Annotated in this window: 14 protein-coding genes; all 14 read left to right on the top strand. The window is 37.7% G+C overall.

Going from position 1 to position 18788, the window contains the following annotated elements:
* Positions 1-460 precede the first annotated feature (460 nt).
* The 14 genes from ESZ48_RS13055 to ESZ48_RS12995 all read left to right on the top strand — a co-directional run bounded on the left by ESZ48_RS13055 (position 461) and on the right by ESZ48_RS12995 (position 17101).
* Positions 461-2629, top strand: a complete 2169-nt coding sequence (locus ESZ48_RS13055; protein WP_223266450.1) for a T9SS type A sorting domain-containing protein — start codon at positions 461-463, stop codon at positions 2627-2629.
* A 158-nt stretch (positions 2630-2787) separates the two neighbouring features.
* Positions 2788-5058 carry a T9SS type A sorting domain-containing protein gene (locus tag ESZ48_RS13050; protein ID WP_129017946.1) on the top strand — a complete coding sequence of 757 codons (2271 nt, stop codon included), beginning with the start codon at positions 2788-2790 and terminating at the stop codon, positions 5056-5058.
* A gap of 65 nt (positions 5059-5123) precedes the next feature.
* Positions 5124-5288, top strand: a complete 165-nt coding sequence (locus ESZ48_RS19330) for a hypothetical protein (RefSeq protein WP_190246263.1) — start codon at positions 5124-5126, stop codon at positions 5286-5288.
* A gap of 20 nt (positions 5289-5308) precedes the next feature.
* Positions 5309-6451 carry a hypothetical protein gene (locus tag ESZ48_RS13045; RefSeq protein WP_129017945.1) on the top strand — a complete coding sequence of 381 codons (1143 nt, stop codon included), beginning with the start codon at positions 5309-5311 and terminating at the stop codon, positions 6449-6451.
* 53 nt (positions 6452-6504) lie between these two features.
* Positions 6505-7548 carry a nucleotidyltransferase family protein gene (locus ESZ48_RS13040; RefSeq protein WP_129017944.1) on the top strand — a complete coding sequence of 348 codons (1044 nt, stop codon included), beginning with the start codon at positions 6505-6507 and terminating at the stop codon, positions 7546-7548.
* Between the two features lie 72 nt (positions 7549-7620).
* Positions 7621-8190 carry a hypothetical protein gene (locus ESZ48_RS13035; protein ID WP_129017943.1) on the top strand — a complete coding sequence of 190 codons (570 nt, stop codon included), beginning with the start codon at positions 7621-7623 and terminating at the stop codon, positions 8188-8190.
* A gap of 1724 nt (positions 8191-9914) precedes the next feature.
* Positions 9915-10277: a hypothetical protein gene (locus tag ESZ48_RS13030; protein WP_129017942.1), complete on the top strand. Its 363-nt coding sequence runs from the start codon at positions 9915-9917 to the stop codon at positions 10275-10277.
* A gap of 1862 nt (positions 10278-12139) precedes the next feature.
* Positions 12140-12733: a Crp/Fnr family transcriptional regulator gene (locus ESZ48_RS13025; protein ID WP_129017941.1), complete on the top strand. Its 594-nt coding sequence runs from the start codon at positions 12140-12142 to the stop codon at positions 12731-12733.
* A gap of 427 nt (positions 12734-13160) precedes the next feature.
* A complete protein-coding gene (locus ESZ48_RS13020) occupies positions 13161-13685 on the top strand; it encodes a YceI family protein (protein WP_129017940.1) in 525 nt (174 codons plus the stop codon).
* Positions 13686-13797: 112 nt separating this feature from the next.
* Positions 13798-14676, top strand: coding sequence for a pirin family protein (locus ESZ48_RS13015; protein WP_129017939.1), 879 nt, complete (start codon positions 13798-13800; stop codon positions 14674-14676).
* Positions 14677-14767: 91 nt separating this feature from the next.
* Complete coding sequence (locus ESZ48_RS13010) at positions 14768-15340, top strand: NADPH-dependent FMN reductase (protein WP_129017938.1); 573 nt, start codon at positions 14768-14770, stop codon at positions 15338-15340.
* Positions 15341-15597: 257 nt separating this feature from the next.
* A complete protein-coding gene (locus ESZ48_RS13005; RefSeq protein WP_129017937.1) occupies positions 15598-16527 on the top strand; it encodes a DUF5996 family protein in 930 nt (309 codons plus the stop codon).
* 48 nt (positions 16528-16575) lie between these two features.
* Entirely contained in the window at positions 16576-16860 is a 285-nt protein-coding gene (locus ESZ48_RS13000; protein WP_129017936.1) for a GNAT family N-acetyltransferase, read from the top strand.
* Between the two features lie 34 nt (positions 16861-16894).
* The gene (locus tag ESZ48_RS12995; RefSeq protein ID WP_129017935.1) at positions 16895-17101 is read left to right on the top strand and encodes a (4Fe-4S)-binding protein; all 207 of its coding nucleotides are present in this window, start codon (positions 16895-16897) and stop codon (positions 17099-17101) included.
* Positions 17102-18788 lie beyond the last annotated feature (1687 nt).

Below are 18788 nucleotides of genomic sequence, written 5' to 3'. Positions count from 1 at the left end.
AAATCAGAAAAACTGAAATGTTAGAAGTGCCACAATTGAGAGTTTTATTTTGTGCTTTGTAATTGTCCCTAAGAAACCCGCTAGAACTAAAAGATCATATGGAATTCTCTAATCATTAAAATTACTGCAGACTTACGACTTCCACTAGGTAATAAAAGATTTAAAATTAGATATGGCCAAAATCCTAGAATTAAGAAGAAGAATAAGAAGAACCTAGGTGAAATTATACCTGAAGATCAAAGCGTTTATTTCCCATTATTTGTAGTGCACACCCTGGTCGTAATGTTATAAAATTACTAAGGCGTTTTGGACATAAGTAGTTTATACCTACTTTTGACTTGAATTTTCCAAGACTTAAATTTCATCTTAAATAAATTCATTTATAATTTTGCTCAAAACTCAGTGGATGGCTAATAGAATTCTGATGAAACAAATGATGACAATATGCTTGTCAACATGTATGGCATTACCATTTTTCGGTCAGGATATTGCCGCATTTTCCGGAACTAAAACACCAGAAGTTGCGACCGCTCCAAATATAACTGCTGCACCATTAACCCGAGGTCCGGGACTGACCGTCAGTGGTGGGCTAACATTTAATAGTGGCAATTGGACTACCGATAAGAGTATTGATCTTAGAGACTATATTGAATGGTCTGTAACCGCCGCCCCCGGCTATATTATAAACATCACTGAATTACAAATTAACTTTGACAGAGATCCCGATGGGTTTTCTCATTTTTTTACTGGGAATGGCCCCGCCAAAATAAGAATAAGAACCAGTTTAGACGATTTTAAATCTGACATCTATGCCCATGACAAAGTAAGTAATTCTGGACAGTCCCCTACCATTGAAACAGCACTTAGATCTGCTCCTGGAGATACCATAATTTTCAGACTTTATGGATTTGCAGCCAATATTGGCATGTTGGGACCATTGGGAACCTTGGACATAGAGGGCGGACTGGGCACGGTGCTTGGATTGGAAAATACCGGAATTCGTCTTGCAGGCAAGATTATCTACGATGGTTTACAATATACTGATGGTACTTGGATACCGCACGCCCCTAACGCAAAAACTGCCGGAGAGAACGTCATAATTTTTAATGGCATTTATAAGGAAAAGAACCACGTACAGGTCAAAAATTTAATCGTGAATCCGGAAGCCGGGGTTATGGTTCAAAAAACAGGTGCCATTACTGTGAACGGCGATGTATCCACCGCAAGCAATATCACTTTACATTCTGGGGAAGATGAGTATTCAAGCTTGATTGTCACTGGTAATGTTACAGGAACTGTCAAGTACCAACGTCAAATGAAAACCAAAACCTTGCTGGGAGGTTCTGGCAATGAACTGCTTGTTTCAGCCCCGGTAACCGGGGAGAACTTTAATGATTTTAGAGCAAGAAACCCCAATATTGTGACCAACACGACCAATACGCCGTTTTTATATGGTCCATTTGAAAAAGGAAAAGCGGCATATACCAACTATTCCAAGAAAGATAACGCCGTGTTCACACCAGCAACAGGATACAAAGCAGCGGCTACCAACAATGGCAGTTTCACCTATAAAGGCACCGTGAACACCAGCGCAGTGCATAAAGAAATTTCAAACTCGGGACCCGCCTTGACCGAATGGAACCTTATCGGGAATCCGTATCCTTCCTACATCAAAGTGTCCGATTTTTTAGCCGTAAATAATGCACAATTTGCACCAGTTTCATCCGGGATGTACACTTTCAATGGCGATGTTTCACAGGGCTGGAGCATTTACAACCTCGCCTATCTTACCCTATATCCCAATGCAGAATTAACCCCTGGACAAGGCTTTATGGTAGCCTCCAAAAATGGTGGCGGACTAGTTAGCTTCAACCCAACGATGCGTACCGCTGGTAAACCGAACGAATTTAGTGTGGACAAATCACCAGTGGAAGATAAAGTAGGCTATTTAAGGCTGAAACTTGAAAGCGGCGTGCATAATTATCACACCGAGTTTTATTTTAATGAACACTCAACAAAAGGTCTGGATCCAGGTTATGATGCCGGTATCTATGGTGGAAAAGCTCCAGATTTTGCAATCTTTTCACATTTGGTAGAAAATAATAAGGTTCTTGATATGGCCATCCAATCTTTTGCCTATGCTGATCTTGCCCACGAGCTTAGCATTCCAATAGGACTTAATGCTTCTAAAGGGCAACGCGTCACCATAAGTATTGCCGATGCCATTCTACCAGAAGAGACCGAAGTGTACTTGGAGGATAAATGGACAGAGACCTTTACCCATTTGAACTTGGCCGATTATCAATTCATCGCAAATTCTGAAGAGCCAGATTCTGGACGTTTCTTTTTACATTTGGTTAAGGCTACCTTGACTTACGGCGACACTGGTCTGAACGATCTTCAAATCTTCACCACCAACGGGTCCCAAACCCTACACATCGAGGGGAAATTAAAGCCAGATACAATCATCACGGTTTATGATACCCAAGGGCGACGTTTGATCAACAGTCAGCTTGATGCCCAAATCGAAAACAATAAAGTGGACTTATCTATAGTATCTCGCGGGATGTATCTTGTAAAATTACGATCAGGATCGATGGAGAAGATTAAGAATATTTTCGTATATTAAGCTTCCAAATTGAAAATCTTAAAAGCTTGATCTCATGAAAACTGCATAAAACAGACCTCTATTTAATTTTTTCATCCCTTTGTTCGAAAAATGCATTTACTTTTAATATCTTGCACGCAATTAAAATCTAATCACAACCCTCATATTAACACTATATTATGGCAAAAAATTACAAGCGCTGGATGCTTTTAACTATCCTTCTTATAACTTTTAACATCTCTTATTCGCAACCTCATCATACCATTACGTTTACTGGTAATCCAAATGATTTTAATGCCGTAGAAAAGATAACTGGCGGGGATAACGTTGATTATTACGTCACATTTGACGAGACTACGATGTATTTTGGTGCATTTAGAACAAACGGAGAAAACTTTGATGCTTATGACCATTTTACATTATATCTTGATACAGATCCTACACCAGATTTAAAGGGCAAGGGTTCTCCTACAGGATTCCCTCGCGATGGTAGAATACCTACTCTTCCTTACAGGGCTGATCACAGCATTGCAATAAGAAATAATGTTGGCGGTCAATCCTTCCACCACAGAAACAATGGAACAAAATGGACAGACCAAACGTCTGGAAATTTATCAAGTTTCATACAATACACTTCTTCAACAGCATTAGAAATCGCCATACCAAAATCTAAAATAGACCATGCAAAAGGCATTTATTTCAGTATATTTATGTCTAATAATAGTGGGTTTTTCGGCTATGGAGATGTTGGATATCCAATTACTTTTAATGGCAATACTAGCTCAGGTTACTTCGGTGGTATTGGCATCAATACCAATACAGTTATACCAACACAACATACAAATACCCCAATTTTACATACTTTTAATAACGAAAACGCCTTCGAGGAACTATTTGCTGGCGGAAAATACGCACATATTGTCATCGATGATGAATATCAACGCACAGTTACAGGAGATATAGAGCTTGTGGCAGGAGGCACCGCTTATATTGGTCCAGCTAGCGCCTTGACGGTAGATGGCACTTTTACCAATAACGGTTTGGTCACTTTAGTATCTAACTCAACGAAGTTTCCAAGTTTAATTCCTACATCAGTGAATGGCATAGGTACGATACATTATAGCAGGTATGTTAATGGGAATTCACCAATAGGTCGCAATGATTTAATCTCTGCACCACTTGCCGGACAGACATTTGGTGCTTTTGCAGCTGCTAACAGTAACTTGCTGAGTAATCCTATTAACAATGCTCAAAAGGCTTTTGCTCCATTTAACAAGACTACTGGAAAATATGAAAATTATGATACCATCAACAACGCAAATACCATTTTAACATCTGCCTCAGGCTATAGAGCGTCTTCAACAGGTATTGGTGGTTTATTTACGTTTACTGGAACCGTAAATACAAATGCGGTAAGTATTCCAATATTAAATACTTCCAACGAATTTGCACAATGGAACCTCATTGGAAATCCTTATAGTTCTTATATAAACACGAGACAATTTCTTTCAAACAATTTAAATGAAATTGATGATAACGGTATAGGTATTTATGGGTATGCTGGAGGTAGCCCTGATATTTGGGACGTCGTAAACTTGTCCAATTCTAACCATTTGATAGCTCCTGGGCAAGGCTTCTACGTACTTTCAAAAATTACCGGAGGTACTATAACCTTTGACCCAACCTTAAGAGAACCTGGAGAGAGCGATGATTTTATCCCAAATAGAAGTACAGCAGAAGAGGACGAAGCGAGCATACGCATCAGGATTGCAAGTGGCTCAAAATCTTATCACACCGACATCTATTTCAACATTTACGGCACCCTAGATCATGATCCTGGCTACGATTCAAAACTAATAGGAAACCCTACTTTTTCGATATATTCCAAATTAGTTGAAGACAAAGACAATCGTAATCTTCAGTTACTTTTACAAACTTTACCTTATAGCATATTAGACTCTGAGGTAATTGTCCCTATTGGTATTAAAGCCAATCAAGGCGAGCAATTAACGATAAGTGGCATATATACTCCGTATCCTCTACCACTACCTAGGGAGGTTGACGTTTATTTTGAGGATAACATAACGAACACCTCTATACTTCTTACTACTGGTGATTACGTTTTCACACCAGACACCAATCTTTCAGGATCAAAAAGATTCTCATTAAGATTCACAAACAGCACACTAAATTTGGAAAGTTCTCATTTTGATAATCTACAAATTTACAATCCATACAATTCAGGACATATTATAGTGAAAGGTCAGGTCTCTGAAAACTCCAGATTAGAAGTTTATGATTTGAATGGACGTTTATTGCAAACAGCTGTCTTCAGCAACAATGAAACAACAAACCGATTTGATGTTAGCGGCTTGTCTTCAGGAATTTATATTGTAAAAATAAACAATACAACAGGTTCTAAAATAAAGAAAATACAGATTAATCAATAAACTATATCACGTCAGATTTGACGGGTAGTGTTTGTGTATTAATAAAATTACCATATATTTGAAACATGAAAAAGAAAAATCCTAAAACAGAAATCACACGAAAAGAAGCTCTGCAGCGCATGGGTAAATATGCCGCTCTGACGGCTATAGGCACATTTGCTATATTAACTCCCGCTAAGGCACAGCAGGATTCAACACCTCCTATAACTGGAGGAGATCCATTTCCATAATTACACAATAGCTTTTTGACTTGAAAAACAACTTTTTCGCAACAAATTCTACCCAACTATCAGACAGTTGGGTTTTGTGGTTTGAGGCTTCCAATCAATATATTGTTATTTCCAAAGCACTCAAGGTACTATTGGATGTTTATTTTGCCTCTGAAAGTGAATATGATTTTAATAAACAATTAAAATCATTTATAAATATTTCAAACCGCAACTCAAATACTTACTACGCTGAGATCAATGAATTACTAAAAGAGGTAAACACCTCTTCAAAAAGCGATACCTCAAATAAATCCAGTACTGTTTACATAAAAAAGACGGACTTTAAAAAGAATTATAGGTTTGGTAACACGTCAATCACCGTGAATTATGGTTCTATTGACATTCAAAACTTAATTCATCCACAATGGTCGCATGCCGCAGTATTGAAAGAGGACATGTCATCCACCGTATTTGATATCTTTGAGAAGGAGAATCATCTTTATTTATTTATAAATAAGAGGTATATTGGCCATTATCCTGTATCAGAATACCATTTGTTAACCGGCCAATTCGCACTACAGCTCATCAATACGCTTTACCATAAAAACGAAGCTGATTGGATTGCCACGTTTCACGCATCTACGGTGTGCAATGACAAAGAAGCCATCATGATCATTGGCGATTCGGGGAATGGGAAAAGCACCCTCTCTGCTGTGTTGATGGCCAATGGCATTGATGTTTTGGCAGATGATTTCACCCCTTTATTGGCAGAAGATTGCGAAGCATATCGTTTCCCATCTGGCATCTCTGTTAAAAAAGGAGCATTTAGTGTCTTGGAACCTTTATTTCCAAACTTTAATGAATTCCCTTTATACAAGAGTAATTCAAAAAATGTAACGATCAAGTACATTCCTCCCATCAATGGTTTTGGGCAAACAAAATCACATTTTCCTTGTAAAAAGATTGTGTATGTCAATTATGATGCTAATGCTAATACATCAGAAATGAAGGAAATCGGTATTGAAAAAATATTAGAAACATTAATCCCTGAGTCATGGCTCTCGCCATTGGGATCAAATTCTAAACTTTTTTTAGATTGGCTTAAAGGTCTTTGCTGTTATGAGCTCACCTATGCTGATAATGCCTTTGCGGTTTCAAAATTTTCTGAGTTATTTGACTCATAATTATCGCTATATCATTTGTGTTAATTACATTTGAAGGTGACTAACTAACGACCTTGGAGAAAAGTTCAACTTATCAAACATTACAATGGATTGCTGAGATCCTGAGTTTCAAGAATAATGAAGCCCAGTTAACCTCAAAAATTAGAGCGACCAAGCTCAATTGGGAGCATATTGTAATCATTGCCAGTCAACATTTAATGTTACCAGCGCTCTATTGCCAACTCAAGGCAAAGAATCTTTTGCCTTACATTCCAACAGATTTAGATGAGTATTTAGAAGAGCTCACAGCCATTAATCGCAATAGAAATGAAAAACTTTTAAAAGAAGCACGTGCTATCTCAGAGGTATTGAATCATGCACAAATAGATCATGTTTTTATTAAGGGAATTGCACTAATAGCAGGAGGGACTTTTAAAGATATAGGGGAACGCATGATTGGAGATATAGACATTTTGATTGCTCCTTCGCAAATAGATGAAGCTTTTAATCTTCTGGAACACAAAGGCTATACTGAAAATGTCTCGTTCAATTACGAAACAAAAAACTATCGCCATTTAGCACGACAAATAGACCCTAATAAACTAGGCGCCATCGAATTGCATAGTGAGGTTTTAGTGCATAAGTACAGAGCGCTCTTGGATCCTAATGTATTGCTCAAAAACAAACAGAAAATCGATGGTATAAATGTTGCTTCCACTGAAGATTCCATTCGGATCGCTATTTTTACCACACAAATTAACGATAACGCTCACTTTTTTGGATATATAAAATTAAAGACCATTTATGATTGCTTAGCATTAGGGCTGCAAGATAATGTTGAATTACAACAAGTTCTCTCCAACATAAAACAATCACAGTCTTTCTTGAAATTATCAAGCATATTCTTTTCAGAACTTCAACCTTTCAAGACTAGCAGCTATTCTAGGCTATTGAAAACTTATTTTTGTTTTAAAACAAAGCATCCTAGGCTAGGATGGCTCACTCAAAAAACTTTAACATTTATCACTGCTTTTTTGGAGCGACTAAAATTGCTTATGGTCAATAAAAGTTACAGAACCCACATTTTAAAAAACAAAATATCAATTAGGAAAAGATAATCTTTCAAAAACACAACAAATTAGCTTTGTAGTTTAGAAGTAAAGGAGTATTTTTGCTCAAAGTTTTTTTTTATGAGAAAGTTGATGATTTGTTTGTTTATTTCCGTTTTAGGATATACTACCGTTAATGCTCAAAGATTCCGAGCTTTTGATAAAGATTGGAAAGTTAGTGTTGGTGTGAACGCTGTCGGCAACTTAGGATCACGAAATCCTGTTAAAGACTTGGGTGATTATGGTTTTACATTTCCACTTGCTATCGCCCTTGAACGCCAATGGACAGAAGAATTCGCTTTGGAACAAGATTTAAGTCTAAATGGTTTTAAAGCAGGAAAATATTTAAATGATGGCTATCCAAGTGAAAATCTAACATACTTTTCCACAAACAGCAATTTAAAATGGTATTTTGGAGACTATCTTTTTAAATTAGAATCCCTTGATGTCTATGCTAGTGCAGGTATCGGTATATTTTATATGAGTGAATTAAATGCCTCTGCAAACCTCTCAGGTGGCGTTCAGTATTGGCTTAATCGAAAAATAGCCTTACGCCTTCAAACTACCGGAAAATTCGCGGCAAATGCAAATGACCGAGAATACGCAAACAATCACTGGCAACACGTGTTGCAAGTCGTGTTCCGTCTGTAAATTCTACATTTCAATACTTATCTAATTGCCTGCAGACCTAAATTTTAGCAGCTTCTTTAGGATGTCTTATATTTCATAAAACTAGAATATATAATATAGTCTTGGAGAGTTTATGAATGTTTCAATGATCAGAAGCTGGAAGTCCTATCCAAAACCTCTCAGCCTTGATCTGCATCGGCATAAGCCGTATAAAAGATTCTGAATAATATTGGCATTTATTGCCTATTTCTCAAACATACTGACTCATAAAAGGTTAAATAAATTTATTGGTACACTAGACCAAGATTTATTTATAGATCTGTATAGCTATTTTAGGACGGGTCACACAAAATAGGTATAGCGTATCTCCTCCTTAGATACCCCCTACTTACTCCCTACATTCACCATAGACATCCTCAAGATTCCGAATTTAACATTCAAAGTCAAACTCTTTCAAGTTCAAGTTCAAGTTCAAGTTCAAGTTCAAGTTCATTTTCCCCCTCCGCAAATGCTACCCGCCTTCGCTAAAGCTATGGACGGGCAGGCGGACGGGGAGGCAATTTCAACTTCACAAAATATGGACTAAAATGAACCTACTTCGATAGTCGATGTTCAGCCTTCAATATGCGATACTTTAATGGTTGTTTTTGGACGGGTCCCATTCATAGATACCCCTACATACTCCCTAGATACTCCCTACATACACCATAGACCTCTTCAAGATTCCGAATTTAACATTCAAAGTCAAACTCTTTCAAGTTCAAGTTCAAGTTCATTTTCATTTTCATTTTCCCCCACCTCCGCAAATGCTACCCGCCTTCGCGAAAGCTATGGACGGGCAGTCGGACAAGCAGGCAATATCAACTTCACAAAATATGGACTAAAACGGACCAACTTCGATATTCGATGTTCAGCCTTCAATATTCGATACTTTAATGGTTGTTTTTGGAAAGGTCCAATCCAGAGATACTCCCTACTTACTCCCTACATACACCATAGTCATCTTCAAAATTCCGAATTTAACATTCAAAGTCAAACTCTTTCAAGTTCAAGTTCAAGTTCAAGTTCATTTTCATTTTCATTTTCCCCCTCCGCAAATGCTACCCGTCTTCGCTAAAACTATGGACAGGCAAGCGGATGGGCAGTCAATTTCAACTTCACAAAATATGGACAAAAACGGACCGACTTCGATATTCGATGTTCAGCCTTCAATATGCGATACTTTAATGGTTGTTTTTGGACGGGTCCCATTCATAGATACTCCCTACATACTCCCTAGATACTCCCTAGATACTCCCTAGATACTCCCTACATACACCATAGACCTCTTCAAGATTCCGAATTTAACATTCAAAGTCAAACTCTTTCAAGTTCAAGTTCAAGTTCATTTTCATTTTCCCCCTCCGCAAATGCTACCCGTCTTCGCTAAAACTATGGACAGGCAAGCGGATGGGCAGTCAATTTCAACTTCACAAAATATGGACAAAAACGGACCTACTTCGATATTCGATGTTCAGCCTTCAATATTCGCTATTTTAATGGTCGTTTTTGGACGGGTCCAATCCAGAGATACTCCATGGATACTCCCTGGATACTCCCTACATACACGATAGACATCTTCAAGGTCCCGAACTTAAAACTCAAAGGCTAACGCTTTCAAGTTCCCGCCTCCGCAAATGCTACCCAGCTTCGCTAAAGCTATGGACGGGCAGTCGGACGAGCAGGTAATTTCAACTTCACATAATATGGACAAAAGAGGACCTACTTCGATATTCAATGTTCAGCCTTCAATATTCGGTACTTTAATGGTTGTTTTTGGACGGATCCAATCCAGAGATACTCCCTACTTACTCCCTACATACACCATAGACATCTTCAAGATTCCGAATTTAACATTCAAAGTCAAACTCTTTCAAGTTCAAGTTCATTTTCCCTCCTTCGCTAAAGCTATGGACGGACAGTCGGACGGACGGGCAATTTCAACTTCACAAAATATGGACAAAAATGCACCTTACTTCGATATTAGATGTTCAGCCTTCAATAATCGATACTTTCTGCCATTATTGGTGTTTTCCACCAACAATTTTGCCCAAAGGAAAAGCCCATAACTTTTTGACTTCATTATTTCTTTATAAAGCCACAACAACTAAGGTTTATCAACTTTCAGAAATATTTAATTAAAGAACATGAAGTTATATTACAACACGTTCTTATCGATGCATTAGAAGTGAAAATCAGGAGAATTCGCTTAAAAACTTGAAGAAAAGTGATTTGGGAAAGAGGGATTGGTTATCTCTTAAAGCTCGGCTTTGAAAATGGAGTAAACGAAAAACACTCAAGCAAGCTAGGAGTTATTATCATTAAAGGATTACATTTCCCTAAAAGCTCCACTTTGAAATCAATATTCGATACATTAATGGTTGTTTTTGGACGGATCCAATCCAGATATACTCCCTACTTACTCCCTACATACACCATAGACATCTTCAAGATTCCGAATTTAACATTCAAAGTCAAACTCTTTCAAGTTCAAGTTCAAGTTCAAGTTCATTTTCCCCCCTCCGCAAATGCTACCCACCTTCGCTAAAGCTATGGTCGGGCAGTCGGATGGTAAGTCAATTTCAACTTCACAAAATATGGGCAAAAATGGACCTACTTCGATATTCGATATTAAGCCTTCAATATTCGATATTTTAATGGTTATTTTTGTACAGGTCTCATCCAGAGAAACTCCCTACATATTCCCTACATACACCATAGACATCTTCAAGATTCCGAATTTAACATTCAAAGTCAAACTCTTTCAAGTTCAAGTTCAAGTTCATTTTCCCGCCTTCGCTAAAGCTATGGACGGGCAGCGGACGGGCAGGCAATTTCAACTTCACAAAATATGGGCAAAAATGGACCTACTTCGATAGTCGATGTTCAGCCTTCAATATTGGATACTTTAATGGTCGTTTTTGGACGGATCCAATCCATAGATACTCCATACATACTCCCTAGATACTCCCTACATACACCATAGACATCTTCAAGATTCCGAATTTAACATTCAAAGTCAAACTCTTTCAAGTTCAAGTTCATTTTCATTTTCATTTTCATTTTCCCCCACCTCCGCAAATGCTGCCCGTCTTCGCTAAAGCTATGGATGGGCAGGCGGACGGGCAGGCAATATCAACTTCACAAAATATGGACTAAAATGGACCTACTTCGATATTCGATGTTCAGCCTTCAATATTCGATACTTTAATGGTTGTTTTTGGAAGGATCCAATCCATAGATACTCCCTACATACACGATAGACATCTTCAAGGTCCCGAATTTAACATTCAAAGTCAAACTCTTTCAAGTTCAAGTTCAAGTTCAAGTTCAAGTTCAAGTTTAAGTTCATTTTCCCCCCTCCGCAAATGCTACCCGCCTTCGCTAAAGCTATGGACGGGCAGGCAATTTCAACTTTCACAAAATATGGGCAAAAATGGACCTACTTCGATATTCGATGTTCAGCCTTCAATATTCGATATTTTAGTGGCTGTTTTTGGACGGATCCAATCCATAGATACTCCATAGATACTCCATGGATAATGTATGGATAGTGTATGGAGAATAAATCCAAACGAGCTAAGAAAAAGAAATTGTTCTGTACAATGTGAAAAATGAGAGGAACGCATATCTCTACCTATTCATAACAGATTTTAAAATAACTTTGATAGGTGCAGGTCATAAATTTAAAAAAAACACATCATAATTCCTGTACTCGCCTGAACGGACGGGCAGGTTCGTGGCTAAAATAGGCATAGAATCAATAATATCGGAACGGATCCTGATACTTATCAAGAGTATAATTTTAACCTTTAACTAGATAATAAAAACACTTCTTCATGTTATTTATTTTTATATGCCATTAGTTAAAAATGTAAATTTGATACCCACAATAAATAGTCAGTAACTTAATCGAACATTCCGAACAAAAATGGACCGTCTCAAACTAACAAAATATCTCAGTTCAAATCTTGAAGTTGACGAAAATGATATTCTGTCGATAGTTAAAACCTGTCCGGTAAAAAACGTTAAAAGAGACGCGTTCCTCCTGCGGGAAAATGAACATTGCAAGCACACATTTTTTGTCGAAGAGGGATTGTTAAGACAATATTCCATAGACAGTAAGGGCAAAGAGCACACCATTTCATTTGCGCCAGAAAACTGGTTTGTATCCGATAGGGAAAGTGCCTATTTTAATGAATCATCCTCTTATTATATCCAAGCCCAGGAAAACAGCAAAGTGGTACTGATCGATGAGAATTTCATCGCATTGCTTTCAGAAAAAATTCCGTCTTTCACAGAATTCAACACTAAACTTCTCCACAACCACATTCGCCATTTACAGAATCGCGTCAATATGTTATTAAGCGCGAGCGCGGAGGAACGCTACCTTCAGTTTATTGAAATGTATCCAGACATCCTTTTACGTGTCCCACAAACCATGGTCGCTTCTTATTTAGGTATAACCCCTGAAAGTTTAAGCCGGGTCCGTAAAGAATTGGCACGAAAAAACTTCAGAACATAAGGTCTTATCCTTCGTCACTGCAGCAGCTCTCAAATTGCTGTATCTTGGAATTAGAAATCATTTATTTAATTTGCTTATCGGTAAAGCCACTTCTATAGATATAAGATATTAAGGTTAAAAAGTGGCCAAGTAACATTTCCTTATATGAAAACCGAAGCGTCCTATGCCCTATTAGAACCTTAAGAAATTATACAGAAAATCATACTTCTTTATTAGGGAATGCCACAATTTCCAATGCTCATCATCCTTTCTTCTGGGGTTGTCGGACTAGAAATCTCCCGAATCAGGGCAAATCTCCTTCATCTATAGGTTCATCTTAAACAATTGACTACCAAACAGCTCACTTCTTATCATACATCAATGCACAGGTTGATATAGTAACGTAGTTTTGTATCAAATTAAATGTTTAACATATAAATCTTAAAAAATGACAACAACAGGAAAAACAACTTGGAAAATAGATCCAACACATTCAGAAATTGAATTCAAAGTAAAACATATGATGATTTCAACGGTAACAGGCAGCTTCGGAGAATTTGATGCGCATGTTGAATCAGCTGATGATACCTTTAAAGATGCAAAATTCAGTTTCAGTGCAAAAATCGATTCTATCAATACAAAAAACAGTGATAGAGACAAGCATTTAAAGTCGGATGATTTTTTCAACGCAGAAAAACACCCTAACCTTTCTTTCAAATCAAAATCTTTTGATGGAGAAACAATGGTCGGCGATTTAACAATTAGAGATATCACCAAGGAAGTTTCCCTTAAAGTTGATTTCAACGGGGTGGCTGTTGATCCATACGGTCAAACCAAGGCAGGTTTTGAAGCTGAAGGAACACTTAACCGTAAAGACTTCAACTTAAGCTGGAACGCAGTGACGGAGGCAGGTAGTATTGTAGTAAGTGACAAAGTGAGGTTGATTGCCAATCTTCAATTTATCAAACAGTAATAAATAAATAAAAGTTTATTTATAAAGGTCGGTAACTCACACATCATAAATCGGATTTCCGATATGACGAGAAGTACCGACCTTTATTTATGAGATATAAAAAACCCATAAAATGAAAACAAGAACAGTAGAATTAGTAGCAAGCCCACGCGAGCCGCATTTTGTTGGCGATGGGTTTCGGGTACACAACTTCATACCGAGCGGTTTTCGCTTGGACATGCAACGCATGAGTCCCTTTATAATGTTGGATTACAATTCAACTTATAAATTCCCACCTTCCGATAAGCCAAAAGGAGTTGGCGTCCACCCCCACAAAGGATTTGAGACGGTAACCATTGCCTATAAAGGGAAAGTAGCCCATCACGACAGTAGTGGCGGTGGTGGCATTATTGGCGAAGGGGACGTTCAATGGATGACCGCAGCAAAAGGCATTTTACACAAAGAATACCACGAAGCTGAATGGAGCAAAAAAGGTGGCGACTTCCAGATGGTGCAGCTATGGGTCAACTTGCCCGCCAAGGACAAAAAGACCGATCCGAAGTACCAAGCCATAAAATACAAGGATATCAATCGATATGAATTGCAAAATGGCGCTGGAACTATTGAAGTCATTGCAGGAGAATACAAAGGCACAAAAGGATCAGCTTCGACCTTTACTCCGGTACATATGTTCAACGCCAAGCTCAAACAAGGAGGAAAAGCCGACTTTCAATTCCCGGCTGAGTACAACACGGCACTTCTGGTCATCGAGGGCAATATTGTGATCAATGGAAAAGAAGAAACACCAAACGACCATTTGGCACTCATGGCCAATCATGGCGATACTTTTGAAATTGAAGCCACCGATGATGCCGTAGTTTTAGTTTTGAGTGGTGAACCCATCAACGAACCAATTGCCGCGCAAGGTCCTTTTGTAATGAACACGAGGGAAGAATTGATCCAAGCGTTCAATGATTACAATATCGGAAAATTCGGTTATTTGGAGGATTAATATTAACATAATCCTTGTCATGAAATCAGTCGCATAAGCCTCATCGTAAATAACCAATAATAACAATGAATAATAATAATAATAATAATAGATGAAATTCCAACTCAAAATCATTATTGGCAGTACCAGACCTTCACGTAAGGGTCCTATCGTGGCAGATTGGTTTTTAAATATTGTAAATCAACATTCTAATTTCGAAGTAGAAGTGCTCGACTTAAAGGAAATAGATCTTCCTTTTATGGACGAACCAGAGCATCCGAGGCTACAGAAATACACCAAAGCACATACCAGAAAATGGAGCGAAACTATCGATAGTGCCGATGCTTTTGTGATCGTGACCCCCGAATATAATTTTGGTTATCCAGCCGCATTGAAAAATGCCCTCGATTATCTCTCTGCGGAATGGAGTGAAAAACCAATGGGATTTGTGAGTTATGGTGGGATTTCAGGAGGAACTAGAGCTGTTCAAGAACTAAAATCTCCAGTAACTGCTTTAGGAATGATGCCGTTGCCGCAGGCCGTAAACATTCCGTTTTTCGCTCAATTTATCAATGAAAATGATGTTTTTGAAGCTAGCAAGTCTATTGAGAATTCGGCAAACGCCATGCTAAACACATTGGAGCGTTGGACAAAAGCCTTAAAAAATATGCGAGATAATGCATAAGATTGATTAACTTTTAGAATTGAAAATGATTTAAACAAGTTCCAATCCAAAACAAACCACCACGGACTGGGAAACCATTAGTTTATATTGGCAGACTGAAAGTCTGCGTAGCAAAATAGCGAACATAGGATATGAAAAAATACATAATTATTCGTGTTCCCGATAGCCATCGAGACGTGGCTAAAACATTTGAAGAAACTAAAGTACCTGCTATGAAATTTCAGGGTTTTTACCCTTAACTAGATAATAAAATGATTATGGAAAATCCACTTCAACTTCCCAACCTTCCCTATAAGGAGAATGTACAAAAGAAAATGACGCTACATCTGTTTTTACAGATTATAGGGAAAATTCGTCTAAAAATGACCCCAAGAAAAAATCATTGGTGGTACATTACGCAGTACATAGGAACCCGTGGATTCACATCAGGTCCAATCCCCTACAACTCAGGATCAGATCAGTTTGAAATCACCATAAACGTTGTAGATCAACAGTTGGAGGTTACTACAAGTCGAGGTGATTTTGATCACTTCCCGCTACACAATACGCTTACGGTTGCCGATTTCTATAAACAATTGATGGGGATCCTAGAAAAACGGCATATTTCGGTATCCATTGTAAATGTGCCTTTTGACTTGGGTATCGAAAAACCTTTTGATGAAATTACAGAATACCATCACTATGACCCCGATTACACCAAAGATTTATGGCGAATAATGCTTTGGATAAATAACGTTTTCACAGAATTCAGCGGTCGTTTTTATGGCAAAACCTGTCCTGTCCAACTTTATTGGCATTCGTTTGATTTAGTAGTCACGCGATTCTCCGGGAACGAAGCCCCTCCAATGCCAGCAGATGCACGACTATCAGACAAGGATGCTTACACCCACGAATGCATAAGTTTTGGATTTTGGCCAGGCGATGAGAATGTTCCCGAACCAGCATTCTATTCCTATACCTATCCTTCACCTAAGGGAATTGATAAGGAACCTATAAAACCTGCAACTGCAGCATGGATCGAGAGTAACGGGAGCCCTATGGCACTTCTGAAATACAAAGATTTACTGAACACAGAAAATCCAAGGCAAGAGTTACTCAATTTTCTGGAGTCCACGTATCAAGCAGGCGCCAAAAAAGCGAATTGGGATATTAAAAAATTCAGAGTTCCCGATTTGGAGGATCTGTAACGAATAATGACAATTGAGAACGTTAATAACTTATAAACACACTGTACTATGACAAAGATAGAACGAGAAGACAATGGCAAAAAAGGACGATTCGTTATTTATGAAAATAATGAAGAAGCTGGTGAAATGACCTTTACTTGGGCTGGTAAGGACAAATTTATAATTGACCACACAGGCGTGGAGCCAGCATTTGAAGGGAAAGGATTCGCAAAAGAATTGGTCATGGCTGGCGTTGATTATGCAAGGAAAAACGACGTAAAAATCATTCCCCTTTGCCCTTATGCCAAAAGCAGATTTGATAGGGATAAAAGTATTAGAGACGTTTTGTCATAAGCCTTAATGGAAGATAGACAAAGACAATCAAATAATGAAAACAAAAGAATATTCAAATGGAAAGGTGACTATTTTATGGAAATCTGAAAGATGTATCCATTCTGGAATATGTGTAAAAACATTACCCAAAGTCTACAATCCAAAGAACAGACCTTGGATAAAACCAGAAAATGCAACTTCAGAGGAATTGATTGCCCAAGTGGCTAAATGCCCTTCCGGAGCGTTAAGCATCAAACCATAAATACCACGAGAGACTCTAAAATGAAAGGTCTAACATTTGAAAACCCATTCCGTTTTGTGTCCAATCACCAAGACAAAGCGATACACAGATTTCATACCCTTCAGATCTGAAATTCAAACTTTCAGAAACAAAAATGAAAACCATTTATCAGAATGCAGATAACAGATGACACACCAATCACGGTTGGTTGGATTCTTATCATGCCTTTAGTTTTGCAAATTACCACAACCCTGAAAGAAAGAGTTTTTCTGCCATTGTTGGTGTTTTGCACCAACAATTTCCTTACAACATAAATTCCCAAGACTCTTTGACCTGATTCATTCTTTACACATAACAAGAAATTTGACTAGATCCAACAATTCGCATCATTCTGATTTTAAAATACTTCATCTAAATAAAGTTAAATTATTATTTAGTCATCATTTCTAAACTTTAGATTTCAAGATCAAAATGCTGGTCTTAAAATTCAAAATAAAACACCTCCCTTTAAGGATCTGATTTGAAAGACTCGGCACTATAAAACATGAATATTCAAAGGAAAAAATACGTAAGCAAAATTGGATGAAAGGGATTACATTTACCTCAAAGCTCCTAACAATAATTAAGGATGAAAATAGCTCAAACGAAAAAACGCTCAAGGAAGCTTGGACAAAGGGATTGCATATTTCTGCCATTGTTGGTGTTTTCCACCAACAATTTCCTCACAACATAAATTCCCAAGACTCTTTGATCTGATTCATTCTTTACACATAACAAGAAATTTGACTAGAGCCAACAATTCGCATCGATCTGATTTTAAAATACTTCATCTAAATAAAGTTAAATTATTATTTAGTCATCATTTCTAAACTTTAGATTTCAAGATCAAAATGCTGGTCTTAAAATTCAAAATAAAACACCTCCCTTTAAGAATCTGATTTGAAAGACTCGTCACAAAAAATATGAATATTCAAATGAAAAAATGCTCAAGCAAAATTGGATGAAAGGGATTACATTTACCTCAAACCTCCTAACAATAATTAGGGAGAAAATAGTTCAAATGGAAAAACGCTCAAGCAAGCTTGGCAAAAGGGATTGAAGATCCCACAAAGCTCCTAACAATAATTAAGGAGAAAATAGTTCAAACAAATAAACGCTCAAGCAAGCTTGGCTTAAGGGATTGTATATCCCTCAATGCTCCTAACGATAATTAAGGGTGAAAATAGTAAAAACGAACAAACGCTCAAGCAAGCTTGGCAAAAGGGATTGAAGATCCCACAAAGCTCCTAACAATAATTAAGGATGAAAATAGTTCAAACGAAAAAACGCTCAAGCAAGCCTGGCAAAAGGGATTGAAGATCCCACAAAGCTCCTAACAATAATTAACGATGAAAATAGTTCAAACGAAAAAACGCTCAAGGAAGCTTGACTTAAGGGATTGCATATCCCACAAAGCTCCGCTTTGAAAGTAGTTAAAACGAAAAAACGCTCAAGCAAGCTTGGCAAAAGGGATTGAAGATCCCACAAAGCTCCTAACAATAATTAAGGATGAAAATAGTTCAAACGGAAAAACGCTCAAGGAAGCTTGGCAAAAGGGATTGAAGATCCCACAAAGCTCCTAACAATAATTAAGGATGAAAATAGTTCAAACGAAAAAACGCTCAAGCAAGCCTGGCAAAAGGGATTGAAGATCCCACAAAGCTCCTAA

This window comes from Gelidibacter gilvus (genome assembly GCF_004115975.1).
GTDB lineage: Bacteria > Bacteroidota > Bacteroidia > Flavobacteriales > Flavobacteriaceae > Gelidibacter > Gelidibacter gilvus.
This window is presented reverse-complemented; position numbering and strand designations above follow the sequence as displayed.

What these genes read in the sequence shown, in the direction of transcription:
- ESZ48_RS13055 (WP_223266450.1), top strand. Translation starts at nt 461, where the DNA reads ATGGCATTACCATTTTTCGGTCAGGATATTGCCGCATTTTCCGGAACT.
- ESZ48_RS13050 (WP_129017946.1), top strand. Translation starts at nt 2,788, where the DNA reads ATGGCAAAAAATTACAAGCGCTGGATGCTTTTAACTATCCTTCTTATA.
- ESZ48_RS19330 (WP_190246263.1), top strand. Translation starts at nt 5,124, where the DNA reads ATGAAAAAGAAAAATCCTAAAACAGAAATCACACGAAAAGAAGCTCTG.
- ESZ48_RS13035 (WP_129017943.1), top strand. Translation starts at nt 7,621, where the DNA reads ATGAGAAAGTTGATGATTTGTTTGTTTATTTCCGTTTTAGGATATACT.
- ESZ48_RS13030 (WP_129017942.1), top strand. Translation starts at nt 9,915, where the DNA reads ATGGACAAAAGAGGACCTACTTCGATATTCAATGTTCAGCCTTCAATA.
- ESZ48_RS13025 (WP_129017941.1), top strand. Translation starts at nt 12,140, where the DNA reads ATGGACCGTCTCAAACTAACAAAATATCTCAGTTCAAATCTTGAAGTT.
- ESZ48_RS13020 (WP_129017940.1), top strand. Translation starts at nt 13,161, where the DNA reads ATGACAACAACAGGAAAAACAACTTGGAAAATAGATCCAACACATTCA.
- ESZ48_RS13015 (WP_129017939.1), top strand. Translation starts at nt 13,798, where the DNA reads ATGAAAACAAGAACAGTAGAATTAGTAGCAAGCCCACGCGAGCCGCAT.
- ESZ48_RS13010 (WP_129017938.1), top strand. Translation starts at nt 14,768, where the DNA reads ATGAAATTCCAACTCAAAATCATTATTGGCAGTACCAGACCTTCACGT.
- ESZ48_RS13005 (WP_129017937.1), top strand. Translation starts at nt 15,598, where the DNA reads ATGGAAAATCCACTTCAACTTCCCAACCTTCCCTATAAGGAGAATGTA.
- ESZ48_RS13000 (WP_129017936.1), top strand. Translation starts at nt 16,576, where the DNA reads ATGACAAAGATAGAACGAGAAGACAATGGCAAAAAAGGACGATTCGTT.
- ESZ48_RS12995 (WP_129017935.1), top strand. Translation starts at nt 16,895, where the DNA reads ATGAAAACAAAAGAATATTCAAATGGAAAGGTGACTATTTTATGGAAA.